Below are 25,670 nucleotides of genomic sequence, written 5' to 3' on the forward strand. Positions count from 1 at the left end.
AAACAGGACAGCCGCTTCCCGAATCTCTTCATCACCGATCATCCGCTGATCCAGCACAAGCTCACGCACATGCGCGACAAGGACACGTCCACACGCACGTTCCGCGAGCTGCTGCGCGAAATCACGCTGCTGATGGGCTACGAGATCACCCGCAACCTGCCGATCACGACCAAGCGGGTCGAAACCCCGCTCGTCGAGGTCGACGCGCCGGTGATCGCGGGCAAGAAGCTGGCGATCGTGCCGGTGCTGCGCGCGGGTATCGGGATGTCGGACGGCCTGCTCGACCTGGTTCCGTCCGCCCGCGTCGGCCACATCGGCGTATACCGCGCAGACGACCATCGCCCGGTCGAATACCTGGTGCGCCTGCCGGATCTCGAAGACCGCATCTTCATCCTGTGCGACCCGATGGTCGCGACCGGCTACTCGGCCGTCCACGCGGTCGACGTGCTGAAGCGCCGCAACGTGCCGGCCGCGAACATCATGTTCGTCGCGCTGGTCGCCGCGCCCGAAGGCGTGCAGGTGTTCCAGGACGCGCACCCGGACGTGAAGCTGTTCGTCGCGTCGCTCGATTCGCACCTGAACGAGCACGCGTACATCGTGCCGGGCCTCGGCGACGCGGGCGACCGCCTGTTCGGCACCAAGAACTGAGCCCCTGTACGGCCGCGCGGCGCGCGGCCCGGCCCGCGACGGCCCGCCTGGCCGTCCGGCCATGCGCGGCGGCCCCGATCCGGCGGTCGCCGCGTGATAAAATCTCGATCCACTCGACACGCGCGGCCCCGCGGCTTCATGCCCGCCGAAACGGCCGCCGATTCAACGACACATTGAAACAATCGCCCGCGCTGTGCGCCCGGGCACGGAGAAAGGTATGGCTGGTCATTCGAAATGGGCCAACATCAAGCATAAGAAGGCAGCGGCCGACGCGAAGCGCGGCAAGATCTGGACCCGCCTGATCAAGGAAATCCAGGTCGCGGCGCGCCTCGGCGGCGGTGACGTCAACTCGAACCCGCGCCTGCGTCTGGCGGTCGACAAGGCGGCCGACGCGAACATGCCGAAGGACAACGTCAAGCGCGCGATCGATCGCGGTGTGGGCGGCGCGGATGGCGCGAACTACGAGGAAATCCGTTACGAAGGCTACGGCATCAGCGGCGCGGCGATCATCGTCGACACGCTGACCGACAACCGCACCCGCACGGTCGCGGAAGTCCGCCATGCGTTCTCGAAGTTCGGCGGCAACATGGGCACCGACGGTTCGGTCGCGTTCATGTTCGATCACGTCGGCCAGTTCCTGTTCGCACCGGGCACGTCGGAAGACGCGCTGATGGAAGCCGCGCTCGAAGCCGGCGCGAACGACGTGAACACGAACGACGATGGTTCGATCGAAGTGCTGTGCGACTGGCAGGCATTCTCGGCGGTGAAGGACGCGCTCGAAGCCGCGGGCTTCAAGGCCGAACTCGCCGAAGTGACGATGAAGCCGCAGAACGAAGTCGAATTCACCGGCGACGACGCGGCGAAGATGCAGAAGCTCCTCGACGCGCTCGAGAACCTCGACGACGTGCAGGACGTGTATACGAACGCCGTCATCGTCGAGGAATGATGTGCCGGCCGCCGTGTTCCTGTCGCGGCGGCGGCCCGACCGAATCCGCGGCCGGCGCGCCTGAGCGTGCCGGCCGCCCTGTTTTCTAGTCTGCGGGGAATCCCATGAAACTACTCGTCGTCGGTTCCGGCGGCCGCGAACATGCGCTGGCGTGGAAGCTCGCGCAGTCGCCGCGCGTCCAGATGGTCTACGTCGCGCCCGGCAATGGCGGCACGGCGCAGGACGAGCGTCTGAAGAACGTCGACATCACGGCGCTCGACGAACTCGCCGATTTCGCGGAACGCGAAGGCGTCGCGTTCACGCTCGTCGGGCCGGAAGCACCGCTCGCGGCCGGCATCGTCAACCTGTTCCGCGCGCGCGGCCTGAAGGTCTTCGGGCCGACTCGCGAAGCCGCGCAGCTCGAGAGCTCGAAGGATTTCGCGAAGGCGTTCATGAAGCGCCACGGCATCCCGACCGCCGAGTACGAAACGTTCTCCGACGTGGCTGCCGCGCACGCGTACATCGACGCGAAGGGTGCGCCGATCGTCGTGAAGGCCGACGGCCTCGCGGCCGGCAAGGGCGTCGTCGTCGCGATGACGCTCGAAGAAGCGCACGAAGCGGTCGACATGATGCTGTCGGGCAACAAGCTCGGCGATGCGGGCGCGCGCGTCGTGATCGAGGAATTCCTCGATGGCGAGGAAGCGAGCTTCATCGTGATGGTCGACGGCAAGCACGCGCTGGCGCTGGCGTCCAGCCAGGACCACAAGCGCCTGCTCGACGAAGATCGCGGCCCGAACACCGGCGGCATGGGTGCGTATTCGCCCGCGCCGATCGTCACGCCGCAGATGCACGCACGCGTGATGCGCGAGATCATCATGCCGACCGTGCGCGGCATGGAGAAGGACGGCATCCGCTTCACGGGCTTCCTGTATGCGGGCCTGATGATCGACAAGGAAGGCAATCCGCGCACGCTCGAGTTCAACTGCCGGATGGGCGACCCTGAAACGCAGCCGATCATGGCACGCCTGAAGAGCGATTTCTCGAAGGTCGTCGAGCAGGCGATCGCGGGCACGCTCGACACGGTCGAGCTCGACTGGGACCGCCGCACCGCGCTGGGCGTCGTGCTGGCCGCGCACGGTTATCCGGACGCGCCGCGCAAGGGCGACCGCATCAACGGCATCCCGGCCGAGACCGAACAGGCCGTCACGTTCCATGCAGGCACGACGCTCGACGGCGACAAGCTGACGACGTCCGGCGGCCGCGTACTGTGCGTGGTCGGCCTCGCCGATTCGGTACGCGAAGCGCAGCAGCATGCGTACGAGACGATCAACCAGATCAATTTCGAAGGCATGCAATACCGCCGTGACATCGGCTTCCGCGCGCTCAACCGCAAGAGCGCGTGACGTTGCAATTGCCGCCCCGCCCGCACGCGGCGGCGGCCCCTCTGTCGGGGTTCGTTAGAATGCCCGGCAGAAGCCTTTTTTACGGCCCTCGCTTCGGGCGGGGGCACCCAGTCCAGACATGACCGATTCGACCTACGACGTAGCGCGCGTGCGCACGTACCTCCAGGGCCTGCAGACACGCATCGCCGACGCGCTCGGCGCGCTCGACGGCACGCCGCTCGCGACCGACGCATGGCAGCGCGGTCCGGCCGACCGCCTGCGCGGCGGCGGCTGCACGCGGATTCTCGAAGGCGGCCGCGTGTTCGAACGCGCGGGGATCGGCTTTTCCGACGTCGCGGGCGATGCGCTGCCGCCGTCGGCGAGCGCGGCGCGCCCGCAACTCGCGGGCCGCGGCTTCGAGGCGCTCGGCGTGTCGCTGGTGCTGCATCCGCGCAATCCGTACTGCCCGACCGTACACATGAACGTGCGGATGCTGATCGCGACGAAACCGGGCGAGGAGCCCGTGTTCTGGTTCGGCGGCGGCATGGATCTGACACCGGTTTACGGTTTCGAGGACGACGCCCGCCATTTCCACCAGACCTGCAAGGATGCGCTCGACCCGTTCGGCGTCGAGCTCTACCCGCGCTTCAAGAAATGGTGCGACGAATATTTCTTCCTGAAGCACCGCAACGAGATGCGCGGCATCGGCGGGATCTTCTTCGACGATTTCTCGGAGCCCGGTTTCGAACGATCGTTTGAGATGATGCAAAGCGTCGGCGACGCGTTCCTGCAGGCCTACCTGCCGATCGTCGAGCGGCGCGCCGAGCTGCCGTACGGCGAGCGCGAGCGCGATTTCCAGGCGTACCGCCGCGGCCGCTACGTCGAATTCAACCTCGTGTTCGACCGCGGCACGCTGTTCGGCCTGCAAAGCGGCGGCCGGACCGAGTCGATCCTGATGTCGATGCCGCCGGTCGCGAACTGGCGCTACAACTGGCAACCCGAACCGGGTTCGCCGGAAGCGCGCCTGTACAGCGACTTCATCGTGCCGCGCGACTGGGTCTGACCCCTGCTTCAAGACAAGGACGCGTTTCTGGACACCACCGCCAGCCCCACCCCGCTGCCGCGTCGTATCGGCTTGCTGGGCGGCACTTTCGACCCGATCCACGACGGCCATCTCGCGCTCGCGCGCCGGTTCGCCGAGCTGCTCGGCCTGACCGAACTCGTGCTGCTGCCCGCCGGGCAGCCGTACCAGAAGCGCGACGTGTCGGCCGCCGAGCATCGGCTCGCGATGACGCGCGCGGCCGCCGGCTCGCTGTCCGTGCCGGGCGTGACCGTGACCGTCGCCACCGACGAGATCGAGCACGCCGGCCCGACCTACACGGTCGAGACGCTCGCGCGCTGGCGCGAGCTGATCGGCCCGGGCGCATCGCTGTCGCTGCTGATCGGCGCCGACCAGCTCGTGCGCCTCGACACGTGGCGCGACTGGCGCACGCTGTTCGACTACGCGCACATCTGTGTGTCGACGCGCCCGGGGTTCGACCTCGGCGCAGCGCCGCCGGAGGTCGCGCAGGAAATCGCCGCGCGGCAGGCCGGCGCCGACGTGCTCAAGGCCACGCCGGCAGGCCACCTGCTGATCGATACGACCCTTTCGTTCGACATTGCCGCGACCGACATCCGCGCCCACCTACGCGAATGCATCGCACGCCATGCGCAAATGCCCGACGCATCGGCCGAACATGTGCCGGCCGCCGTATGGGCCTATATTCTTCAACATCGCCTCTACCATTCCTGAATCCATGGATATTCGCAAACTGCAGCGCGTGATCGTCGACGCCCTCGAAGACGTCAAGGCGCAAGACATCAAGGTGTTCAACACCAGCCACCTGACCGAACTGTTCGACCGCGTGGTCGTCGCTTCGGGCACCTCCAACCGCCAGACCAAGGCGCTCGCGTCGAGCGTGCGTGACAAGGTCAAGGAAGCCGGCGGCGACATCGTCAGCTCCGAGGGCGAAGACACGGGCGAATGGGTGCTGGTCGACTGCGGCGACGCGGTCGTGCACATCCTGCAGCCGGCCCTGCGCCAGTACTACAACCTCGAGGAAATCTGGGGCGACAAGCCCGTGCGGATGAAGCTCGGCGGCGGCAAGGGGAACGGCTTCGCCACGGCCAGCGAGAGCGATGACGAAGAAGAGGAAGCCGCGCCCGCACGCCCGGCGCGCAAGACGGCCGCTCGCCGCCGTTGAGCTTCGAGTCGTTACGCGTCTTCCGATGAAGCTTTTCATCCTTGCGGTCGGCCACAAGATGCCGGGCTGGATCGCATCCGGCTTCGACGAATACACGAAGCGGATGCCGCCCGAGCTGCGCATCGAGTTGCGCGAGATCAAGCCCGAATTGCGTTCGGGCGGCCGCAGCGCCGAAAGCGTGATGGCGGCCGAGCGGCAGAAGATCGAGGCCGCGTTGCCGAAGGGCGCGCGTCTCGTCGCGCTCGACGAGCGCGGCCGCGACTGGACCACGATGCAGCTCGCGCAGGCGCTGCCCGGCTGGCAGCAGGACGGCCGCGACGTCGCGTTCGTGATCGGCGGTGCCGACGGGCTCGATCCGGAGCTGAAAGCGCGTGCCGATACACTGCTGCGCATCTCGAGCATGACGCTGCCGCACGGGATGGTGCGCGTGCTGCTCGCCGAACAGCTTTACCGGGCGTGGAGCATCACGCAGAATCACCCCTACCACCGCGCATGACGTGTCGTCCTCGAGACGCGCGCCACGCGCGCATACCGAGATAACGACACCATGCCGTCCAGCACGTCCCCCGCGCTTTTCCCGTTCCTCTACCTCGCTTCGCAAAGCCCGCGCCGCCAGGAGCTGCTGCAGCAGATCGGCGTACGCTTCGAGCTGCTGCTGCCGCGCCCCGACGAGGATGCCGAGGCGCTCGAGGCCGAGCTGCCCGGCGAAGCCGCCGATGCGTACGTGCGGCGCGTGACCATCGCCAAGGCCGAGGCTGCGCGTGCGCGCCTCGTCGCAAGCGGCAAGCCGGCCTCGCCGGTGCTGGTCGCCGATACGACCGTCACGATCGACGGCGCGATCCTCGGCAAGCCGGCCGACGCCGATGACGCGCTCGCGATGCTGACGCGCCTCGCGGGCCGCGAACACGCGGTGCTGACCGCCGTCGCCGTGATCGATGCCGACGGCGAACTGCTGCCGCCCGCGCTGTCGCGCTCGTCGGTGCGTTTCGCGGCCGCGTCGCGCGACGCATACGCGCGCTACGTCGAATCGGGCGAGCCGTTCGGCAAGGCCGGCGCGTACGCGATCCAGGGGCGCGCGGCCGAATTCATCGAGCGAATCGACGGTTCCCATTCAGGTATCATGGGTCTGCCCCTTTTTGAGACTGCCGCGCTGCTACGCACCGCGCGCGTCGCCTTCTGAACCCACCATGAACGAAGAAATCCTGATCAACCTCACGCCGCAGGAAACGCGGGTCGCACTCGTCCAGCAAGGCGCGGTGCAGGAGCTTCACGTCGAGCGCACGCTGTCGCGCGGGCGGGTCGGCAACATCTATCTCGGCAAGGTCGTGCGCGTGCTGCCCGGCATGCAGTCGGCGTTCATCGACATCGGCCTCGAACGCGCGGCATTCCTGCACGTCGCCGACATCTGGCATCCGCGCCTCGCGGGCGAGCCGCAGTCGGGCACGCCGCACCAGCCGATCGAGAAAATCGTGTTCGAAGGCCAGACGCTGATGGTCCAGGTGATCAAGGATCCGATCGGCACGAAGGGCGCGCGGCTGTCGACGCAGGTCAGCATCGCGGGCCGCACGCTCGTCTACCTGCCGCAGGAGCCGCATATCGGCATCTCGCAGAAGATCGAGAGCGAGGCCGAACGCGAGGCCGTGCGCGCACGCCTGACGGCGGTGATCCCGGCGGACGAGAAAGGCGGCTACATCGTTCGCACGATCGCCGAGGATGCCACCTCCGACGAGCTCGCCGGCGACGTCACGTACCTGCGCAAGACGTGGGCGACGATCGTCGCCCAGGCGCAGCGGCTGCCGGCAACGAGCCTGCTGTACCAGGATCTCGATCTCGCGCAGCGCGTGCTGCGCGATTTCGCGAACGACGACACGACGCGCATCCAGGTCGATTCGCGCGAGACGTACCAGCGCCTCTCGGAATTCGCGGGCGAATTCACGCCGGCCGTGAGCCCGAAGCTGCACCATTACACGGGCGAGCGTCCGCTGTTCGACCTGTACAACATCGAGACGGAGATCCAGCGCGCGCTGTCGCGCCGCGTCGACCTGAAGTCGGGCGGTTACCTGATGATCGACCAGACCGAGGCGATGACGACGATCGACGTGAACACGGGCGGCTATGTCGGCGCACGCAACTTCGACGACACGATCTTCAAGACCAACCTCGAGGCCGCGCACACGATCGCGCGGCAGCTGCGGCTGCGCAACCTCGGCGGGATCATCATCATCGACTTCATCGACATGGAGAACGCCGAGCATCGCGACGCGGTGCTGTCCGAGTTGAAGAAGGCGCTGTCGCGCGACCGCACGCGCGTGACGGTCAACGGCTTCTCGCAGCTCGGGCTCGTCGAGATGACGCGCAAGCGCACGCGAGAATCGCTCGCGCACGTGCTGTGCGAGCCGTGCCCGACCTGCCAGGGCAAGGGCCAGGTGAAGACGTCGCGCACCGTGTGCTACGACATCCTGCGCGAGATCCTGCGCGAGTCGCGGCAGTTCAACCCGCGCGAATTCCGCGTGATCGCCGCGCAGCAGGTGATCGACCTGTTCCTCGACGAGGAGTCGCAGCATCTCGCGATGCTGATCGACTTCATCGGCAAGCCGGTGTCGCTGCAGGTCGAGTCGAACCTGAGCCAGGAGCAGTACGATATCGTGCTGATGTAACGTTCCGTCCATCCGCCGCCGGCATCGCCGCGCGGCACTTCGATGCGGCGTCCGGGCCGCCCGCGCATGTCGCGCCGGCACCCGCCGCCGCCCTTTCACCCGACCCATTTCGCATTCACCACACACCATGAGCCAAGGCCACAACCGCCGCCAGCGCAAGAAACTCCACATCGGCGAATTCCAGGAACTCGCGTTCAATGCCACCGCGCATTACCGCAACGAAATGACCGACCTCGAGCGCGGCGAACTGATCGATGCGTTCATCGACTTCGTCGAGGCGAACGGGCTGCTGACCGTCGCGTCGGCGGACGAAGGCATCGGCGCTTACGTGATTTCCGGCGCGCCGCGCGGCACGACGACCGACGCCGACCGCGAGCTCGTGCGCGGCTGGCTGGCCGCACGGCCGGAACTGTCGGACGTCAAGGTCAGCGAATTCACCGACGCGTGGTACCCGGAAGCCTGAGTTTCCGGTTTCCCCTGCTTCGTCCGGCGCGCGCGCCGGACCCACGCGAGGCGTGCCGCGGGCACGCCTCGCATCTCACCGCCGGTCACCCGTTTGCATCGCCCCGCGATCCCTTCCTTTTCCCGACAGTCTGCCTCCATCCAGCCGTCGAAATCGGACCTGAAAGCAAGACACGTTAAAATCTCACCTCGCGTGGTGCGCCGCCCGCACCCGCCATCCATCGCCAGCCGCGTGCCCTCGGGCCGCCCCCGACCCATGGAGTGAGTGTCAATGAGCGGCGGACTTCCGTTTCCCGCATCCCGCAGCAAGTCGTTGCCGTCCTCGACGGTCTTCCTGATCCTCGCCGCCGCCGCGCTGCTGTCCGGCTGCGGGCTGCTGCCGGTGCAGAATCCGCCCGCGCCGATCAGCGAGGCGCTCGTCGAGCCCGTCGAGGAAACCGCCGGCAAGCCGCTGACGATGCCGCCCATGCCGGCACTGACGCACCCGGAAGAACCGGAAGCGCCGAAGAAGCCGCACCGCGAAGTCCCGCGGCCGAAGCCCGTGCAACGCCCGGAATCGCCGACACCGCCGCCGCCTCCGCCGCCGCCGATCGTCGCGACGCGCCCGCTCGACCGCACCCAGATCCATGCGCTGCTCGACAGCGAAGTCGCGCGCCGCAACGGCAAGGTGATCGGCCGCGCGGTCGACATGGTGACCGACGCGAGCGGCAAGCCGCGCGAGATGATCGTCAACCTGCAGGGCTTCATGGGCGTGGGCGACCGCAAGGTCATCTTCCCGTGGAACGTGTTCCGCTTCACGCCGGGCGGCAAACAGGAGCCGATCGTGCTCGACGTGCCGTCGGGCGACCTGCCGCCGGCCGCGCGGCCCAAGGCCGTGCCGCTGTCCGGCTCGGCAGCGGCCTCGCCCGCGACGCGGCTGCCGATGCTCGACAGCGACGTCGAGCGCCCGAACGGCACGAAGATCGGCCGGATCGTCGACGTGCTGATCGACCGCGCGTCGCAGCCGCAGGCGGTCGTGCTCGACCTCGGCGGCCTCGTCAATACCGACCGCCGTTCGATCGCCGCGAGCTGGGGCGCGCTGCGCTTCGTCACACGCGACAAGGCGCTGCATCCGCAGCTCGACCTGAACGACGCACAGATCAAGGCGTCGCCGCCCTACGCGGCCGACAAGCCGATCGTCGCGGTTTTCCCGCCCGTTGCCCCGGCACCGGCTTCGTCTGCGAGCGCGACCCGATGACGATCAAGCATTCCGTCAGCGCACGCAGTCTCCGGTCCCTCGACTGGCTCAACTTCTTCGTTGCAAACGTTCAAACAGGGTTCGGTCCGTTCATCGCGTCCTACCTCGCGTCGCACAAGTGGACGCAGGGCGAGATCGGAATGGTGCTGTCGATCGGCACGATCAGCGCGATGGTCAGCCAGGTGCCGGGCGGCGCGGCCGTCGATGCGCTGAAGAACAAGAAAGGCGCGGCCGCGTGGGCGATCGCGGCCATCATCCTGTCCGCGGTGCTGCTCGCGTCGAGCCCGACGATCGTGCCGGTGATCGCCGCCGAGGTGTTCCACGGCTTCGCGAGCTGCATGCTCGTGCCGGCCATGGCCGCGATCTCGTTCTCGCTCGTCGGCCGCGCCGACCTCGGCGACCGGCTTGGCCGCAACGCGCGCTGGGCATCGATCGGCAGCGCGGTCGCCGCGGGCCTGATGGGGCTCACCGGCGAATACTTCTCCGCGCGCGCGGTGTTCTGGCTGACCGCCGTGCTCGCGCTGCCCGCGCTGTTCGCACTCGCGATGATCCAGCCGACACACGAGGTGATCCCGCAGTCGTCGAAGCCCGACGATCGCGACGAAGCCGGCGAACGCGAAACGCTGCTCGAGCTGCTGCGCGACCGCCGGATGCTGATCTTCGCGGCGTGCGTCGTGCTGTTCCATCTGTCGAACGCCGCAATGCTGAACCTTGCGGCCGGCGAAGTCACGGCCGGAATGGGCGAGAACGTGCAGCTCGTGATCGCCGCGTGCATCATCGTGCCGCAAGCGATCGTCGCGATGCTGTCGCCATGGGTCGGCCGCTCCGCGCAACGCTGGGGGCGCCGGCCGATCCTGCTGCTCGGCTTCTCGGCGCTGCCGGTGCGCGCGCTGCTGTTCGCCGGCGTGAGCAGCCCGTACCTGCTGGTACCGGTGCAGATGCTCGACGGCATCAGCGCGGCCGTGTTCGGCGTGATGCTGCCGCTGATCGCGGCCGACGTCGCGGGCGGCAAGGGCCGCTACAACCTGTGCATCGGGCTCTTCGGGCTCGCAGCCGGGATCGGCGCGACGCTCAGCACTGCTGCGGCCGGTTACGTCGCAGATCACTTCGGCAACGCCGTGAGCTTCTTCGGGCTCGCGGGCGCCGGTGCGCTCGCGGTGCTGCTGGTCTGGCTCGTGATGCCCGAAACGCGCGTCGCGAACGGTGATGCTGCCGCCGACGAACCGGCCGCCGCATCGCCCGAACAGGCGCGCTGACACCGGCGCGCCGCCGTCACCTGCTTCTTGGCCAACGCACGATGGATACGATCAGGACACTCAACGAAGCCCGCCAGCAGATCCAGCAGTCGATCTTCGATCTGTTCAAGGGGCTGTCATTCAGCGAACGGCTCGCGCAAGGCGGACTGATGGCGCTGCAGGCCGTGTGCGGCGCATGCCTCGCGTACGTGATCGGCCGCGCGCTGCACACCGAGCAGGCCGTATGGGCGGCGATCACCGCGATCGCCGTGACGCAGCACAACTACTCGGACACGATGTCGCTGTCGCGCGACCAGTTCGTCGGCGCGATGGTCGGCGGCGTGCTCGGCTTCGCCGGCGCGGCGCTCGGCGGCGACCGCCTCGTCGCGTATGCGATTACCGTCGCGGTCGTGATCGTCTGCTGCTGGTGCCTGAACGTCGGCAGCGCCGCACGGCTCGGCGGCGTAACCGCGACGATCGTGCTGCTGTTTCCGGGCAACGGCCCGCTGTGGGACATTCCGCTGATGCGGCTCGGCGAGGTGACGCTCGGCACCGTGTGTGCGCTGGGCGTGTGCTGGGTGATGTCGAAAATCGAGCGCCGCTGGTTCCGCCACGCGGCGGCAAAGTGACGCATTGATCCGGCTGCCCGGCGCGCATCCCGGCATCGCGATCCGGGCCGGGCCGTCGGTCAGGTCAGGTCAGTCGCCGATTCGCAGCACGATGCCGGAACCGATCTGCACCAGCAGGTGATCCCCGCCGACGCCGACCCATTGATAGCCGCGCGGCGGCGGGCTCAGGCGATAGCCGCGCCAGTCGTCGATCACGTACTGGCGATCGCGGAACTCGGGCGGAAGCCGGTCGCCCTTGTGCCACTCGCGGCGCGGCTGGTCGGCCCAGCGCGGCGGCACGTCGTCCTCATGGCGCATCTGGCCGGGCGGCATGTGTTTCGGGCCATGGCCGCGCTGCATGCCGTGGCCGCCCTGGTCGTCGTGGTGGTCGTGGTCCTGCGCCATCGCGGCCGGCGCGGCGAAACCCGCCGCGATCAGCGCGGCCAGCATCATCCCGTGCATCTTCTTCATCGTGCCTTCCCTCCGTGTTGTCACGTCGAACGAAACCACTCGGACTGCCCGATGAAGACTAGCACACGGTATCGCGGGGCCACATGACCGCGCACATGACCACGCATATGACAGCGCGTCAAGCCGCCTGCTGCTGGTACTGGATCCGGTGCAGGTGCGCGTAGAGGCCGCCGTGGCGCAGCAACTCGTCGTGGCTGCCCTCCTCCACGATCTTGCCGGCCTCGAGCACGAGGATGCGGTCCGCACGCTCGATCGTCGACAGCCGGTGCGCGATCACGAGCGTCGTGCGGCCCTCCATCAGCCGTTCGAGCGCCGCCTGCACGTGGCGCTCCGATTCCGAGTCGAGCGCCGACGTCGCTTCGTCGAGGATCAGGATCGGCGCGTCCTTGTAGATCGCGCGCGCGATCGCGAGCCGCTGGCGCTGGCCGCCGGACAACCGCATCCCGTTGCCGCCGACGAGCGTGTCGAGCCCGTCGGGCATCGCGGCGACCGCATCGGCGAGGTTCGCGGCCTCGAGCGCGGCCTGCACGCGCGCGCGGTCGGGCGTCTGCCCGTATGCGACGTTCGCGGCGATCGTGTCGTTGAACAGCACGACGTCCTGGCTGACCATCGCCATCTGGCCGCGCAGCGCATGGAGGTCGTAGTCGGCGACCGGCACGCCGTCGACCAGGATCGCCCCGTCGGTCGGGTCGAAGAAGCGCGGCAGCAGGTTCACGAGCGTCGTCTTGCCGCTGCCGGACGGGCCCGCGAGCGCGATCATTTCACCGGGCGCGACCTTGAACGAGATGCGGTCGAGCGTCGGTCGCTCGGCCGTGCCGTAGTCGAACGTCACGTTGCGGAACTCGATGTCGCCGCGCGCATGTTCCAGCGGCCGGCCGCCGCCCTGCGGCTCGGCCGGTTCGTCGATCAGCCCGAAGATCAGCTCGGCCGCCGTCATCCCGCGCTGCAGCGGCTGGTTGACGTCGATCAGGTGCTTGAGCGGCGAGATCACGAGCAGCATCGACGTGACGAACGCGACGAAGCCGCCGACCGTCGTCTGGTCGTTCGACGACTGCACGACCGCGATCGTGATCACGACCGCGAGCGCGATCGACGCGAGGAACTGCGTGAGCGGCTGCGCGAGGCCGCCGGAGATCGTCATGCGCATCGCGTAGCCGCGCAGGCGCTTGCTCATCTGCGTGAAGCGGTCCATCTCGTACGCTTCGCCGTTGTGCACCTTCACGACCTTGTAGCCGCCGACCGTCTCCTCGACGATGTACGACAGCTCGTTGGTCAACGTCTGGTGCTCGCGGTTCAGGCGGCGCAGGCGCCGGTTGATCTTGCTGACGAGCCAGCCGATGCCCGGCAGGATCACCGCGACGATCAGCGTGAGCCGCCAGTTCAGGTAGAACAGGTAGCCGAGCAGGAAGATCACCGTCAGCGAATCGCGCACGAGCGTGACCATCACGCCGGTCAGCACCGACAGGATCTGGTTGACCTCGAACACGATCGCGTTGATCACCGTGCTCGCCGTCTCGCGCTGGAAGAACGACGCGCCCGTGTGCAGCATCCGCTGGAACATCTCGAGCCGCAGCTGCAGCAGGATGCGGTTCGACACGTAGTTGAGCAGGTAATTCGACGCGTACTGCGATACGCCGCGCACGAGCGCGAGCCCGATCACGGCCATCGGCACATACCATTTCGCGCGGTCGCTGCCGTGCGAGCCGAAGCCGTGGTCGAGCAGCGGCTTGAGCAGCGCCGGGATACCGGCCTCGGTGGCCGCGACGACGCCCATCGTCATCACGGCGAGCACCACGATGCCGATCAGCGGCCGGATGTACGGCCACAGGCGCTTGAGGACCGTCACGGGCGAGGTGCCCGTGCCGTCCATCGGTTTGCGAAGAGTGTTCTGGGTTTCCAAGGCAATCCTTCTTGAGCCGCGAAGCGGCGCCCGGACGTGGCCGCCCGGGATGTCGCCCTGTCGGGCGGGTGCCGAAAAGGGCTCAACATTATAGCCGCACCGCCCCCGCCGGCACGGTCATGGCGGCTGCGGGCGGCGGCCGGGCCGCGGGTATACTGCCGCTCACCGTTTTCTCCGCCTTTTCCGACGATTTCATGGCTGAACCCTCCCTCGGCGTCGCCCTCATCGCCCTCAACGCGTCTGCGCGGCTCGCACAGTGCCTGGCCGCGCTGTCGTTCGCCGACGACGTCGTCGTCATCGACGGCGGCAGCACCGACGATACCGTTGCCATCGCGCAGGCGCACGGCGCGCGCGTGATCGTCGAGCGCGACTGGCCGGGCTTCGGCCCGCAGAAGAACCGCGCGCTCGACGCGCTCGACACCGACTGGATCCTGTCCCTCGATACCGACGAAGTCGTCACCCCGGAACTCGCGCAGTCGATCCGCGACACGATCCGCGCGCCGGCCGCGCAAGTCTATGCGGTCGACCGTCTGTCGAGCTTCTGCGGCCAATGGATCCATCACAGCGGCTGGTATCCCGACTGGATCCCGCGCCTGTTCCGCCGCGGCGCCGCGCGCTTCTCGGACGATCTCGTGCACGAACGCCTCGTGTTCGACGGCGCCGCGCAGCGGCTGTCCGGCAAGCTGATGCACTACTCGTACGAGGATTTCGAAACCGTCGTGCGCAAGCTCGACGCCTATTCGACGGCCGGCGCGCGCCAGCGCCGCGCCGCCGGCCAGCGCGGCGGCTTCGGCAAGGCGCTCGCACGCGGCGCCTGGGCATTCGTGCGCACCTACGTGCTGCGCCGCGGCTTCCTCGACGGCCGCGCCGGTTTCATGATCGCCGTGTTCAACGCGGAAACCGTGTACTACCGCTTCCTGAAGCTCGGCCACGAACGGGCGCGCTAGGCGCCCGCCCGGCATGCAGCCGGCCCGGCGTTACAATGCCGGGCTGCCCGCGCCGCGCGCGCCCGACCGGCGGCGCCACGCGCCGCCCGCCACGACGACTACCGAATCCGACCGCCATGTTCTCCATCATCATTCCGACCTGGAACAACCTGCCGTACCTCAAGCTCGTCGTCGACAGCCTGCGCCGCCACTCCGCATACGACCACCAGATCATCGTGCACGTGAACGACGGCTCGGACGGCACGCTCGACTGGGTGCGCAGTGAAGGAATCGAGCACACCGCATCGGCGACCAACATCGGCATCTGCCACGCGGTGAACTGGGCCGCCGCGCGCGCCACGCGCGACTACGTCGTCTACATGAACGACGACATGTTCTGCTGCCCCGGCTGGGACACGGCGCTCGTGCGCCGCATCGAACAGATGCCGACCGACCTCTTCATGCTGTCGGGCACGATGGTCGAGCCGATCGACACGCGCAACCCGTGCGTCGTGGTCAGCAATTTCGGCCGCGACGCCGAACATTTCGACGCGGCGGGCCTCGTCGCGGCGGCTCCGAAGCTTGCGCGCGCGGACTGGCTCGGCTCGACCTGGCCGCCGACGCTCGTGCACCGCGACTGGTGGAACCGGATCGGCGGCTACAGCAGCGAGCTGTCGCCCGGCATGAGCAGCGACAACGACTTCTCGATGAAATTCTGGGACGCCGGCTGCCGGATCTTCATCGGGGTCGGCGACAGCCTCGTCTACCACTTCCAGCAGAAGAGCACGGGCAAGATCGTCAAGAACGATGGCCGCCGCCAGTTTCTGAACAAATGGGGCATGACCCAGGCGACGTTCGACCGCTATTTCCTGCATCGCGGCGAGCCGGCCGGCACGCGCGTCGCACTCGACACGCCGGCCGTCGTTGGCCGTCTGAAGCGCGCGCTGCTGCGCTCGCGGATCAAGCGCGCGTTCAGCTGATCGCGCCCCGGGGATCGGATTCGCCTGACCCGGCCCCGTAAACGACACGGAAACGCGCGCTGCTTCGCGTATACTCTGCGCCGTTCGTCCCGGATCTCCCGCCGGGGCGCGCGGCGCGCACGACGTACGCAAGCCGCATTCGTCCATTCGACAGGTTCCGATGCTTTCGTTTTCCGCTCCTGCCTCGCGGCGCCTGACCGCCGCCCGCGCATTCGCCGTCGCCGCGCTCTGCATGGTGCCCGTCTCGACCGCGCTGACCAACGTGTTCTGCGGGCTGTTCGCCGCCGCGCTCGTGATTTCTCCCGAATTCTGGCGCGATCTGCGCTCGTTCGTCACCGACCCGGCCTCGCTCGCGGCGCTGCTGATCCTGGCCGCGCTGGCCGCCAGCGTCACTTATACGGTCGCGCCGCACAACAAGGCGTGGAACTGGGTGGCCAAGTACGACAAGCTGCTGCTGCTGCCGTTCGCCGCGCTCGCCTTCCGTCATTCGAACTGGGCGCCGATCGTGCGGCGTTGCTGGTTCGGCACGCTGTGCGTGATCCTGCTGCTGTCGACCACCAACTATCTCGGCCTGACCGCGATCGGGCCCGCGCACGCGACCGAACTGCCGCTGTCACGCGCCTGGGTGTTCAAGAACCATATCGCGGCCGGCATGTTCGGCGCGCTGCTGTTCTACCAGGCGGCCGATCTCGCGCTGGCGGCCCGCACGGCGCTGGCGCGCGCCGCGTATGCGGGCGTCGCCGCGTGGTCGCTCGTCAACGTGTTCGTGATGCTGCAGGGGCGCACCGGGCAGGTCATCGCGCTGCTGCTGATCTTCGTCGTCGCCGTGCGTTTCGTGCTGTTGCTGCGCCGGCAATCGGCGCTGCGCGCGGGGCTCGCCGCCGGCGTGTTCGTGCTGGCCGGCATCGCGCTCGTGGTCGCCGCGTGCACGGTTCACAACGGCCGGCTGACGAAGGTCGTGACGGAAGTGCAGCAATACCGGCAAAGCGACGCGGTCACGTCGACCGGGCTGCGCCTCGAGTGGTACAAGAAGGGGCTCGAGCTGTATCGCCAGCGCCCGTTGATCGGCTATGGCGCGGGCGGCCTCGAATCCGAATTCGAGAAGCTCACGGCCGGCAAGACGGCGGCCGAAGGCCAGCTCACGTCGAACCCGCACAACGAATACCTGCTGATGGCCGTGCAGCTCGGCACGCTCGGCCTGGTGCTGTTCGTCAACCTGATCGTGCAGATTGCGCGCGGCAGCCGTACGCTCGATCCGCGCTCGCGGCATCTGCTGCTCGGCTGGCTCGCGATCTTCGCGATCGGCAGTCTCGCGAATTCGCTGCTGCTCGATTTCGCCGAAGGGCACCTGATCGTGCTGCTGGCCGGCATCCTGCTCGGCTGCGGCGAGCGCGCCGAGGCGCTGCCGCGCGAAACGTCGGCGATCCGGCGCAGCGCGTAACGCGCAGCGGCCTGCGCGCCGCCGGCGGTCGCTTCGGGCACCGCGGCGTTCACGATCGATCTTCGACGGAAGCGGGCCGGGCGGCCGGCTCGTCGCCAAACAAGCCGCCGGCAACCGGCAGGAAACGTGCGTCGCCCGCGCGTCAGTCGGATGAAGTCCGGTGCAGTCGCGACGTATCGACGACGGCTTCGGCCGGGCCAGGCGGATTCAGTCCAAGCATCTCGGCCGCCGCGGCTTTCACGCGCTGCGCACCGAGATTGACGAGGCAGTCGCTGCGGCTGTCGACCTTGCGCTCGCAGCCTTCGTGCCGGCACGGCACGCAATCACCCTCCCCCTGCAGCAGCCACACGTTCCCGTGCCGCCCCGAGCCGCGTAGCGGCCACGGATTCTCGGTCGCCGGCCAGTGCTGCGGCCACGGCCCCCAGCGCACGGGGTCGGACGGGCCGAACAGCGCGATCGTGTCGGTGCCGGTCGCGGCCGCAACGTGCGTCGCGCCGGTGTCGGGCCCGATGAAAAGCCGTGCGCGCCGCACGAGTTCGGCGCTTTCGCCGAACGTCAGGCGACCGACCAGGTTCAGTACATCGCCGCCCGCTTCGGCCGCGACCTGCTCCGCGTACTCGCGCTCGCTGTCTGCCGGGCCGCCCGACAGCGCGACCGCGAAGCCGTGCTCGCGCAACCAGCCGATCATCTCGACCCAGCCGTCGAGCCGCCATTGCTTGTAACGGAACATCGGATACGGATGCAGGACGACCAGCGGCTTGCCGGCACGGATCGCCGGCGATTCGGCCAGCCACGCGTCGAAGTGCGCGCGCCGCGCCGGATCGTCGCCGATACCGGGTGCAACGACCTCGGACACCGGCTCGATGCCGATCACGGGGGCAAGCGCCAGCGTGCTGACGACCGTATGCGCGGATTCGTGGTGATTGATCGCGATCCCGTTCAACATCATCCGCGTGAGCCACGTCACGCGGTCCGGATCGACGAGGCCGACCCGCTTGCGGCCCGCAAACCAGCTGTAGAAGCGCGGCCGGTCGGAACTCAGCGCCGCGCACGCGAGATCGTAGCGACGCCACATCGACAGCGCGTCGCGCAGCCGCTCGCGGAAGCCCGCGCGTTGCGCGACGACGATCACACGCCGCACGTCCGGATTGTGCTCGAGCACGCCTTCGGTGCCGCGAAACACCAGCATGTCGATCTGTGCTTCCGGCCAACGGGCTTTCAGCGAACGGACGAGCGGCGTCGTCAGCAGCACATCGCCGATACGGCGGGGGGCTGCCACGAGGATGGTTCTGGGCGGGCGGGCAGAAGAAAACAGGGCCACGGCGGGTGTGTCTGGCTGGCTGAACAAGGCTGGCAATGTACAGGATTTTGCAGCAGCCGGCGCGACATCGCGAATCGGCCGTGCGGCTAGCCTGATGCGGCCCCGCTCGCGAGGTGCGGCGCGGCAGGCGCACCGCGCGCCGGTGGCGTACGCGGTGCCTGCGATGCCCGTGGCGCTACGAAGCGATGGTCACGATCGCCGGCGTCGCAGCCGCAGACGCCGGCTCCGCGTGTACGGCGTCTGCCGACGGTTCGTCGCGATGGGCGGCCTGCGGCAGCAGGTGATTCACCGCACGCTCGACCGCGTCGACGCCGATCGCATCGACGGTCGCGCCGGCGCGCAGGATCACGTGCGGCACACCGAGCGGATGCCAGCGCAGATATTTCTCGGGACGGTCCTGGAACAGCGCGGCGACGGGCACGCCGAGCGCCGACGCGAGATGCACGGGGGCACTGTCGGCCGAGACGATCACATCGAGCAGGCTTGCCGCGGCCACCAGATCGGCGACCGACGACGGCGCAACATGGCGCGCACACACGTCGCGCCACGAGTCGTCCTCGGGAGCATGGCCCACGGCCGGATCGCGGAATACGATCACGTCGGCATGCGGCGCGAGCCGCTCGGCGAGGTCGCGCCAGCGATCGGCCGGCCAGCGGCGCTCGAGCGCCTTGTTCGTGACGAACAGCCCGACGCGCGGCTTCGTGCGCGCGCCGAGCAGCCGGTGCCACGCATCCTGCAGCGCGCGGTCGGGATGAACCGACAACGCGAGGCGGTCGACATCGGCGCGGCCGAGCTCGGGTACGAGCCGGAAACCCGACAACGCCTCGTGGCACATCGGCCGCTCGGCGACGTGCTCGGGCTTGCGATCGTCGAATTCGGTCCCGGCATCGTGCCAGCGGCAATCCTTCGCGCCGATCTGGCGCGCGAACTGCATGCTGCTGCGATGCATGCCGCCGTTCGGCACGACCACGAGGTCGAACCGCAGGCGACGCAGGCGACGCACCAGCCGCAGCCTGTCGAAGAACGCGCGCATCCGCCCGGGACGGTCGTTGCGCTCGCATTGACGGCTATAGACGTAGGTGTGGATCGCGTCGACGTCCGGGTTTCCGGCCAGCGCGGCCGCGTTGTAGCGGTTCGCGACCACATGGAGTTCCGCGCCGGGCCAGCGCTCCTTCAGCGCACGGAGAAACGCCGTTGTGCACAGCATGTCGCCCAGAAAATCGATCCGGATCACGAGGATTCGCTGCGTCGGGTTCACATTGGCCATGGTCATGTGGAGACTGTCCGTTTTTTGTCGTCGCGACGGGCCATATCACGGCATCCGGTTCCGGGGCGGCCTCGTCGCATGTCGCCGCTCGCCGCACGGATCCGCCCCCGTTTATGTGCGCGATGCCGGCGCAATCCGCCGGGCAAGCGGCGGTCAGCGCCGCGTTCGTGCGGCTAGCGCCGGATTGTATAGCGTCCGGATGGCCAGCCCAATACCCGTTTGCATGAACATGCAAAAACGGCCCGCCGCACCGCGCGATGGCGATGCGACGGGCCGCATGGCGTGACAGCCCCCCGGCGAAGCCGCGATCAGTACGTGATTTCGACGACGCTGCCGTCGAACGTCGCACGCAGCTCCGCGAGCAGCACGTCGCTCGGCTTCACGCGCCATGCGTCGCCGAGTCGCATTTCACCCTGTGCCCGCGCGTTGCTGTAGTGGACCTGCACCGCGAGCCCGTTCGGCAGCGGCGCCTGCGGGCGACGACCGCCATCGCGCCCGCCGCCGCGCGGCGCCGGTGCTTCAACCACGTTCGCCGCCGGATCGTCCTTCGACACGTGCGGCTCGAGCACGCGGCGCAATGCGGCCGCGTCGGCGTTGCCGTTCATCGTCAGCCGGACAGCCTGCGCATAGCGGCTGCGCGCGCGCTCGAGATCCATCACGGTATCGGCCGTGAAGCGGATACCGCCCGTGAACGCATCGTTGCGCGCCTGCCCCTGCACGATCAGCAGTTCGTCTTCCTTGAACAGCGTCTTGTTCGCCTCGAACTGCTCGTTGAAGATCGTGATCTCGCACTGGCCCGAACCGTCGTCGAGCAATGCGATCAGCATCTTGCCGCGCTGGGTCATCTGCGTGCGCAGCGACGCGATGATGCCCGCGACGAGCTTGTCGCGCCCTTCCTTCAGGTCGCCGACCTTCTGCCGCACGAAGCGGCGCACCTCGTCGCGATACGCGTCGAACAGGTGGCCGGACAGGTAGAAGCCAAGCGCACCCTTTTCTTCCTGCAGGCGGCGCTTGTCGTCCCACGCGGGCTCGTCGACGAGCGCATGCGCGTGCGGCGACTCGGCGCCCATGTCGAACAGGCCGGCCTGCATCGCGTTCGCCTCGGCCTGGTCGGCCGCTTCCATCGCCAGCGGCACCGATGCGATCAGCTGCGCACGGTTCGTGTTCAGCGAATCGAACGCGCCGGCGCGGATCAGCGCCTCGACCGTGCGGCGGTTGACGATGCGCCGGTCGATCCGCTCGCAGAAGTCGAACAGATCGGTGAACGGTTTTTCCTCGCGGGCGCGCAGGATTTCCTCGATCGCGTTCTGGCCGCTGCCCTTCACCGCGCCGAGGCCGTAGCGGATCGTGCGCGAGCGCTTGCCGTCGGCTTCGGCGACCGGCTCGAACCGGTAATGCGAAGCGTTGATGTCCGGCGGCAGCACGACGAGGTTGTTCACGACGCAGTCGTCGAACAGGATCTTCACCTTGTCGGTGTCGTCCATCGCGAGCGTCATGTTGGCCGCCATGAATTCGGCCGGATGGTGCGCCTTCAGCCACGCGGTGTAATACGCGAGCAGCGCGTAGGCCGCCGCGTGCGACTTGTTGAAGCCGTAGCCCGCGAACTTCTCCATCAAGTCGAAGATCTCGTCGGACTTCTCGCGCGTGAGGCCGTTCTTCGCCGCACCCTCGGCGAAGATCTCACGGTGCTTGGCCATCTCCTCGGGCTTCTTCTTGCCCATCGCGCGACGCAACAAATCCGCGCCGCCGAGCGAGTAGCCGCCGATGATCTGCGCCATCTGCATCACCTGCTCCTGATAGACCATGATGCCGTAGGTCTCTTTCAGGACGGGTTCGACGCGGGGATCCGGATACTCGACCTTCTCGCGGCCGTGCTTCCGTGCGCAGAAGCTCGGGATCAGGTCCATCGGGCCCGGACGGTACAACGACACGAGCGCGATGATGTCCTCGAAGCGGTCGGGCTGCGCATCCTTCAGCATGCCCTGCATCCCGCGGCTTTCCAGCTGGAACACCGCGACCGTGTTGGCCTTCTTCAGGATCTGGAACGACGCGGGATCGTCGAGCGGCACCTGCGCGAGCGACCAGTCGGCCTTCGACGGATCGAGGCGGCGGATGTAGCGCTCGGCCCAGTCGAGGATCGTCAGCGTCGTGAGACCCAGAAAGTCGAACTTCACGAGGCCGACGGCTTCGACGTCGTCCTTGTCGTACTGGCTGACCACGCCGCCGTCGTCGCCCTGCGTGTACAGCGGGCAGAAATCGGTCAGCTTGCCGGGCGCGATCAGCACGCCGCCCGCGTGCATCCCGACGTTACGCGTGAGGCCCTCGACGCGCTGCGCGAGATCGAGCAGCTGGTGCACTTCGTCCTCGTGGTCGTAGCGCTCCTGCAGCTGCGGCTCTTCCTTCATCGCGTCGGCGATCGTCACGTGCTTGCCCGGCTTGAACGGGATCAGCTTCGCGATGCCATCGGTGAACATGTAGCCGAGGTCGAGCACGCGGCCGATGTCGCGCACGGCCGCCTTCGCGGCCATCGTGCCGAACGTGGCGATCTGCGACACGGCGTCCGCGCCGTACTTCTCCTTCACGTACTGGATCACGCGGTCGCGGCCGTGCTGGCAGAAGTCGATGTCGAAGTCGGGCATCGACACGCGTTCCGGGTTCAGGAAACGCTCGAACAGCAGGTTGTAGCGCAGCGGGTCGAGGTCGGTAATGCCGAGCGCGTACGCGACCAGCGAACCGGCGCCCGAGCCGCGGCCCGGGCCGACCGGCACGCCGTTGTTCTTCGCCCAGTTGATGAAGTCCGCGACGATCAGGAAGTAGCCCGGAAAGCCCATCTTCGTGATGGTCCCGCACTCGAATTCGAGCCGCTTGTAATACGTGTCGCGCTGCGCGTTGCGCTCGGCTTCGACCGGATACAGCTGCGCGAGACGGGTCTCGAGCCCTTCCTTCGACAGCTGGACCAGGTAGTCGTCGAGCGACATGCCGTCCGGCGTCGGGAACAGCGGCAGCTTCGGCTTGCCGAGCTCGAGCTTGAGGTTGCAGCGCTTCGCGATTTCGACCGTGTTCGCGATCGCCGACGGCAGGTCGGCGAACAGCGCGACCATGTCGTCCTGCGTACGGAAATACTGGTCGGTCGTGAAACGCTTCTGGCGCCGCGGGTTCGCGAGGATGTCGCCTTCCGAGATACACACGCGCGCCTCGTGCGCGGTGAAATCGTCGTCGGTCATGAACTGCGTCGGGTGCGTCGCGACGACCGGCAGCTTCAGCGCCGCGGCGAGCGTCGCGGCCTGCTGGATGTAGGCCTCGGCGCCCGGCTGGCCGTAACGTTGCAGCTCGATGTAGAAGCCGCCCGGGAACACCTTCGCCCAGCGCTCGGCGTGACGGCGCGCGGCGTCTTCGTTGCCCGCGGCAAGCGCGAGCCCGATATCGCCCTGTTGCGCGCCCGACAGCGCGAGCAGCCCTTGCGACAGCTCGCCGTCGAGCCAGCTCGCGTCAAGCTCCGCACGGCCGCGATACTGGTTCGTGAGCCACGCCTTCGACAGCAGCTCGCACAGATTCAGGTAGCCGACCTTGTCCTTGACGAGCAGCAGCAGCCGCGACGGCTTGTCGCGGTCGTCCGGATTGGCGATCCAGACGTCGCAGCCGGCGATCGGCTTGATGCCCTTGCCGCGGGCTTCCTGGTAGAAACGGACGAGGCCGAATGCGTTGCCGAGATCGGTGAGCGCGAGCGCGCCCTGACCGTCTGCGGCCGCCGCCTTGACGATGTCGTCAATGCGCACGATGCCGTCGGCAATCGAGAATTCGGAGTGAACGCGAAGATGGACGAAGCGGGGATCTGACATGGGCGCTATTGTAGCCGCCTCGCCGCGCAGGCTGCCCAAAAAATCCCCGCGCTGGCCGTTCGGCCGATGTGCGCGACCGCCCGTCGCATGGCTGGCCAAACGGCAGGGTGCCGGCCGGGGCGCGGTTTGCGGGATAATACGGTTTTTCGAATCAACGCCACGGCTTCGCACCCTTTTTTGCGGGCCGCCGTGCGGCCGTTTTCCCGTCGGACCATCATGACCATCGTCAACCTCGCCGCCTACCACTTCGTGTCGCTCGACACGATCGAGCAATGGCGCCCGCTCGTCACCGCCCGCTGCAACGAACTCGGCCTGCGCGGCACGATCCTGCTCGCACCGGAAGGCATCAACCTGTTCATCGCCGGCACGCGCGAAGCCGCCGACGCGTTCATTGCTTACATCCGCCACGATCCGCTGTTCGAAGGCAAGTTCGCGACGCTGCAGTTCAAGGAAAGCCTGTCCGACTCGCAGCCGTTCCGCCGCATGCTCGTGCGCCTGAAGCGCGAAATCATCACGATGAAGAAGCCGGCGATCAAGCCGGAACTCGGCCGCGCGCCGTTCGTCGACGCGCGCACGCTGAAGACCTGGCTCGACCGCGGCCACGACGACACCGGCCGCCCGGTCGTGATGCTCGACACGCGCAACGCCTTCGAAGTCGACGTCGGCACGTTCGACGACGCGCTCGACTACCGGATCGACAAGTTCAGCGAATTCCCGGAAGTGATCGACGCGAACCGCGCCGACCTCGAAGGCAAGACGGTCGTGTCGTTCTGCACGGGCGGCATCCGCTGCGAGAAGGCCGCGATCCACATGAAGGAAATCGGCATCGAGAACGTGTACCAGCTCGAAGGCGGGATCCTGAAGTACTTCGAGGAAGTCGGCGGCGCGCACTATCACGGCGACTGCTTCGTGTTCGACTACCGCACCGCGCTGAACCCGCAGCTCCAGCCCACCGAGAACGTCACATGCTTCGCGTGCCGCGCGGTCGTCACGCCGGAAGCGCAACAGTCGCCGAGCTACGTGCCCGGCAAGTCGTGCCCGGCCTGCGCACCGGCGGCGGCCAGCGCCGCGTAAGCGCGCACTGCCCCGCACCCCGATGACCGGCTATCGCGGCCGCTTCGCGCCGTCGCCCACCGGCCCGCTGCATTTCGGCTCGCTGGTCGGCGCCCTCGCGAGCTGGCTCGATGCACGCGCGCACGGCGGCGCATGGCTCGTGCGCATCGAGGATCTCGACGGCCCGCGCACGGTGCCCGGCGCCGCCGACGACATCCTCGCGACGCTCGCGCATTTCGGCATGACGCCCGACGAGCCGCCCGTCTGGCAAAGCACGCGCGATGCCGCGTATACGGCTGCGCTCGAGCGGCTCATCTCGGCCGGGCTCGTCTATCCGTGCGGCTGCACGCGCAAGGAAATCGCCGATTCGCTGCGCGCCGCGCACGAGCGCCACACGACGCTCGCCTACCCGGGCACCTGCCGCACCGGGCTGCACGGCAAGCCCGCGCGCGCCTGGCGGCTGCGCGTGCCGGACGGCGACGACGCGATCGTCACGTTCGACGATCGCTGGCAGCACACGCAATCGCAGAACCTCGCGACGGAAGTCGGCGATTTCGTGCTGAAGCGCGCGGACGGCCAATGGGCCTACCAACTCGCGGTCGTCGTCGACGATGCCGACGCGCACATCACGCACGTCGTGCGTGGCGCCGACCTGCTCGACTCGACCGCACGCCAGATTCACCTGCAGCGCTGCCTCGGCGTGCCGACGCCGCAATACCTGCACGTGCCCGTCGTCGTCGATGCCAACGGCGAGAAGCTCAGCAAGCAGACGGGCGCGACCGCGCTCGAACGCGACGATCCGCTGCCGGCGCTGCAGGCCGCGGCCGCGCACCTGGGTCTTGCCCCCGACGGCACGCTCGCAGGCACCACACTCGACACGTTCTACGCCGCCGCCACGGCCGCATGGGCGATGCGCTTCGGGCCGCAGGCCGGCTGACGCACGCAGTGCGCCGATTTCGCGGCGACCGGGATTGAGGCGGATGCCGACTGCATCACCGCCGCCGATGCCGCGTTCCGGCTTCCCCCCTCGAACCGCAGCCCCAATGAAAAACGGGCACATGCTCATCGCATGCAC

23 protein-coding genes are annotated in these 25,670 nt (G+C 68.1%); 18 read left to right on the forward strand and 5 right to left on the reverse strand.

Annotation, left to right across the window (positions count from 1 at the left end; translation table 11 throughout):
• From upp to FFS49_RS22625, 13 genes are all read left to right on the forward strand, one after another.
• Nucleotides 1–648: uracil phosphoribosyltransferase (gene upp / locus FFS49_RS22565; RefSeq protein ID WP_134319751.1), on the forward strand; the 648-nt coding region annotated here is incomplete at its 5' end.
• 217 nt (nucleotides 649–865) lie between these two features.
• Nucleotides 866–1,594 carry a YebC/PmpR family DNA-binding transcriptional regulator gene (locus tag FFS49_RS22570; protein WP_006478227.1) on the forward strand — a complete coding sequence of 243 codons (729 nt, stop codon included), beginning with the start codon at nucleotides 866–868 and terminating at the stop codon, nucleotides 1,592–1,594.
• Between the two features lie 104 nt (nucleotides 1,595–1,698).
• Nucleotides 1,699–2,976, forward strand: a complete 1,278-nt coding sequence (purD, locus tag FFS49_RS22575; protein ID WP_039370477.1) for a phosphoribosylamine--glycine ligase — start codon at nucleotides 1,699–1,701, stop codon at nucleotides 2,974–2,976.
• Between the two features lie 118 nt (nucleotides 2,977–3,094).
• On the forward strand, nucleotides 3,095–4,018 hold the full coding sequence (hemF, locus tag FFS49_RS22580; RefSeq protein WP_105818714.1) for an oxygen-dependent coproporphyrinogen oxidase: 924 nt from the start codon (nucleotides 3,095–3,097) through the stop codon (nucleotides 4,016–4,018).
• Nucleotides 4,019–4,021: 3 nt separating this feature from the next.
• Nucleotides 4,022–4,747, forward strand: a complete 726-nt coding sequence (locus FFS49_RS22585; protein ID WP_224755924.1) for a nicotinate-nucleotide adenylyltransferase — start codon at nucleotides 4,022–4,024, stop codon at nucleotides 4,745–4,747.
• Between the two features lie 4 nt (nucleotides 4,748–4,751).
• Nucleotides 4,752–5,198 carry a ribosome silencing factor gene (rsfS, locus tag FFS49_RS22590; RefSeq protein ID WP_105818712.1) on the forward strand — a complete coding sequence of 149 codons (447 nt, stop codon included), beginning with the start codon at nucleotides 4,752–4,754 and terminating at the stop codon, nucleotides 5,196–5,198.
• A gap of 25 nt (nucleotides 5,199–5,223) precedes the next feature.
• A complete protein-coding gene (rlmH, locus tag FFS49_RS22595) occupies nucleotides 5,224–5,694 on the forward strand; it encodes a 23S rRNA (pseudouridine(1915)-N(3))-methyltransferase RlmH (protein ID WP_011352746.1) in 471 nt (156 codons plus the stop codon).
• A gap of 51 nt (nucleotides 5,695–5,745) precedes the next feature.
• Entirely contained in the window at nucleotides 5,746–6,378 is a 633-nt protein-coding gene (locus FFS49_RS22600; RefSeq protein ID WP_039370469.1) for a Maf family protein, read from the forward strand.
• A 7-nt stretch (nucleotides 6,379–6,385) separates the two neighbouring features.
• Nucleotides 6,386–7,855 carry a ribonuclease G gene (gene rng / locus FFS49_RS22605; protein WP_011352748.1) on the forward strand — a complete coding sequence of 490 codons (1,470 nt, stop codon included), beginning with the start codon at nucleotides 6,386–6,388 and terminating at the stop codon, nucleotides 7,853–7,855.
• 127 nt (nucleotides 7,856–7,982) lie between these two features.
• Entirely contained in the window at nucleotides 7,983–8,318 is a 336-nt protein-coding gene (locus FFS49_RS22610) for a 50S ribosome-binding protein YggL (protein ID WP_039370464.1), read from the forward strand.
• 270 nt (nucleotides 8,319–8,588) lie between these two features.
• Nucleotides 8,589–9,554 (forward strand): PRC-barrel domain-containing protein, encoded by a 966-nt coding sequence (locus FFS49_RS22615; RefSeq protein ID WP_039370462.1) that lies wholly within the window; start codon nucleotides 8,589–8,591, stop codon nucleotides 9,552–9,554.
• Nucleotides 9,551–10,810, forward strand: coding sequence for an MFS transporter (locus FFS49_RS22620; RefSeq protein ID WP_039370460.1), 1,260 nt, complete (start codon nucleotides 9,551–9,553; stop codon nucleotides 10,808–10,810). Before FFS49_RS22615 ends, FFS49_RS22620 begins: the two co-directional genes overlap by 4 nt.
• 41 nt (nucleotides 10,811–10,851) lie before the next feature.
• On the forward strand, nucleotides 10,852–11,418 hold the full coding sequence (locus tag FFS49_RS22625) for an FUSC family protein (protein ID WP_105818711.1): 567 nt from the start codon (nucleotides 10,852–10,854) through the stop codon (nucleotides 11,416–11,418).
• Nucleotides 11,419–11,487: 69 nt separating this feature from the next.
• On the opposite strand, the gene FFS49_RS22630 is transcribed toward FFS49_RS22625, so the two are convergent.
• Complete coding sequence (locus FFS49_RS22630) at nucleotides 11,488–11,868, reverse strand: RcnB family protein (protein WP_071334782.1); 381 nt, start codon at nucleotides 11,866–11,868, stop codon at nucleotides 11,488–11,490.
• 118 nt (nucleotides 11,869–11,986) lie between these two features.
• Nucleotides 11,987–13,738 (reverse strand): lipid A export permease/ATP-binding protein MsbA, encoded by a 1,752-nt coding sequence (msbA, locus tag FFS49_RS22635; RefSeq protein ID WP_039370450.1) that lies wholly within the window; start codon nucleotides 13,736–13,738, stop codon nucleotides 11,987–11,989.
• 224 nt (nucleotides 13,739–13,962) lie between these two features.
• On the opposite strand from msbA, the gene FFS49_RS22640 reads away from it, so the two are divergent.
• The 3 genes from FFS49_RS22640 (at nucleotide 13,963) to FFS49_RS22650 (ending at nucleotide 17,115) form a co-directional block, all read left to right on the forward strand.
• The gene (locus tag FFS49_RS22640) at nucleotides 13,963–14,715 is read left to right on the forward strand and encodes a glycosyltransferase family 2 protein (protein ID WP_039370673.1); all 753 of its coding nucleotides are present in this window, start codon (nucleotides 13,963–13,965) and stop codon (nucleotides 14,713–14,715) included.
• A gap of 116 nt (nucleotides 14,716–14,831) precedes the next feature.
• Complete coding sequence (locus tag FFS49_RS22645; RefSeq protein WP_105818710.1) at nucleotides 14,832–15,674, forward strand: glycosyltransferase; 843 nt, start codon at nucleotides 14,832–14,834, stop codon at nucleotides 15,672–15,674.
• Nucleotides 15,675–15,834: 160 nt separating this feature from the next.
• Entirely contained in the window at nucleotides 15,835–17,115 is a 1,281-nt protein-coding gene (locus FFS49_RS22650) for an O-antigen ligase family protein (RefSeq protein ID WP_105818709.1), read from the forward strand.
• A gap of 142 nt (nucleotides 17,116–17,257) precedes the next feature.
• Here FFS49_RS22650 and FFS49_RS22655 read toward each other — a convergent pair whose 3' ends face one another.
• The 3 genes from FFS49_RS22655 to dnaE form a co-directional block, all read right to left on the reverse strand.
• Nucleotides 17,258–18,436 (reverse strand): glycosyltransferase family 9 protein, encoded by a 1,179-nt coding sequence (locus tag FFS49_RS22655; RefSeq protein WP_105818708.1) that lies wholly within the window; start codon nucleotides 18,434–18,436, stop codon nucleotides 17,258–17,260.
• 175 nt (nucleotides 18,437–18,611) lie between these two features.
• Nucleotides 18,612–19,703 carry a glycosyltransferase family 9 protein gene (locus FFS49_RS22660; RefSeq protein ID WP_105818740.1) on the reverse strand — a complete coding sequence of 364 codons (1,092 nt, stop codon included), beginning with the start codon at nucleotides 19,701–19,703 and terminating at the stop codon, nucleotides 18,612–18,614.
• Nucleotides 19,704–20,011: 308 nt separating this feature from the next.
• Nucleotides 20,012–23,542: a DNA polymerase III subunit alpha gene (dnaE, locus tag FFS49_RS22665; RefSeq protein WP_105818707.1), complete on the reverse strand. Its 3,531-nt coding sequence runs from the start codon at nucleotides 23,540–23,542 to the stop codon at nucleotides 20,012–20,014.
• Nucleotides 23,543–23,758: 216 nt separating this feature from the next.
• Between dnaE and FFS49_RS22670 the strand changes: the two genes are divergently transcribed.
• Nucleotides 23,759–24,616, forward strand: coding sequence for a sulfurtransferase (locus FFS49_RS22670; RefSeq protein ID WP_039370435.1), 858 nt, complete (start codon nucleotides 23,759–23,761; stop codon nucleotides 24,614–24,616).
• A gap of 22 nt (nucleotides 24,617–24,638) precedes the next feature.
• A complete protein-coding gene (gluQRS, locus tag FFS49_RS22675; protein ID WP_105818706.1) occupies nucleotides 24,639–25,532 on the forward strand; it encodes a tRNA glutamyl-Q(34) synthetase GluQRS in 894 nt (297 codons plus the stop codon).
• The last annotated feature ends 138 nt before the right edge of the window (nucleotides 25,533–25,670 follow it).

Source organism: Burkholderia sp. 4NA327C6, from assembly GCF_005502655.1.
GTDB classification, from domain to species: Bacteria; Pseudomonadota; Gammaproteobacteria; order Burkholderiales; family Burkholderiaceae; genus Burkholderia; species Burkholderia contaminans.

Excerpts from the sequence above, each read along its gene's own strand:
- hemF (WP_105818714.1), top strand. The coding sequence starts at position 3,095 with ATGACCGATTCGACCTACGACGTAGCGCGCGTGCGCACGTACCTCCAG.
- FFS49_RS22615 (WP_039370462.1), top strand. The coding sequence starts at position 8,589 with ATGAGCGGCGGACTTCCGTTTCCCGCATCCCGCAGCAAGTCGTTGCCG.
- FFS49_RS22570 (WP_006478227.1), top strand. The coding sequence starts at position 866 with ATGGCTGGTCATTCGAAATGGGCCAACATCAAGCATAAGAAGGCAGCG.
- rsfS (WP_105818712.1), top strand. The coding sequence starts at position 4,752 with ATGGATATTCGCAAACTGCAGCGCGTGATCGTCGACGCCCTCGAAGAC.
- FFS49_RS22650 (WP_105818709.1), top strand. The coding sequence starts at position 15,835 with ATGCTTTCGTTTTCCGCTCCTGCCTCGCGGCGCCTGACCGCCGCCCGC.
- rng (WP_011352748.1), top strand. The coding sequence starts at position 6,386 with ATGAACGAAGAAATCCTGATCAACCTCACGCCGCAGGAAACGCGGGTC.
- FFS49_RS22610 (WP_039370464.1), top strand. The coding sequence starts at position 7,983 with ATGAGCCAAGGCCACAACCGCCGCCAGCGCAAGAAACTCCACATCGGC.
- gluQRS (WP_105818706.1), top strand. The coding sequence starts at position 24,639 with ATGACCGGCTATCGCGGCCGCTTCGCGCCGTCGCCCACCGGCCCGCTG.
- dnaE (WP_105818707.1), bottom strand. The coding sequence starts at position 23,542 with ATGTCAGATCCCCGCTTCGTCCATCTTCGCGTTCACTCCGAATTCTCG.
- FFS49_RS22625 (WP_105818711.1), top strand. The coding sequence starts at position 10,852 with ATGGATACGATCAGGACACTCAACGAAGCCCGCCAGCAGATCCAGCAG.
- purD (WP_039370477.1), top strand. The coding sequence starts at position 1,699 with ATGAAACTACTCGTCGTCGGTTCCGGCGGCCGCGAACATGCGCTGGCG.
- FFS49_RS22640 (WP_039370673.1), top strand. The coding sequence starts at position 13,963 with ATGGCTGAACCCTCCCTCGGCGTCGCCCTCATCGCCCTCAACGCGTCT.
- FFS49_RS22630 (WP_071334782.1), bottom strand. The coding sequence starts at position 11,868 with ATGAAGAAGATGCACGGGATGATGCTGGCCGCGCTGATCGCGGCGGGT.
- FFS49_RS22645 (WP_105818710.1), top strand. The coding sequence starts at position 14,832 with ATGTTCTCCATCATCATTCCGACCTGGAACAACCTGCCGTACCTCAAG.
- msbA (WP_039370450.1), bottom strand. The coding sequence starts at position 13,738 with ATGGACGGCACGGGCACCTCGCCCGTGACGGTCCTCAAGCGCCTGTGG.
- FFS49_RS22660 (WP_105818740.1), bottom strand. The coding sequence starts at position 19,703 with ATGGCCAATGTGAACCCGACGCAGCGAATCCTCGTGATCCGGATCGAT.
- FFS49_RS22620 (WP_039370460.1), top strand. The coding sequence starts at position 9,551 with ATGACGATCAAGCATTCCGTCAGCGCACGCAGTCTCCGGTCCCTCGAC.
- FFS49_RS22600 (WP_039370469.1), top strand. The coding sequence starts at position 5,746 with ATGCCGTCCAGCACGTCCCCCGCGCTTTTCCCGTTCCTCTACCTCGCT.
- rlmH (WP_011352746.1), top strand. The coding sequence starts at position 5,224 with ATGAAGCTTTTCATCCTTGCGGTCGGCCACAAGATGCCGGGCTGGATC.
- FFS49_RS22670 (WP_039370435.1), top strand. The coding sequence starts at position 23,759 with ATGACCATCGTCAACCTCGCCGCCTACCACTTCGTGTCGCTCGACACG.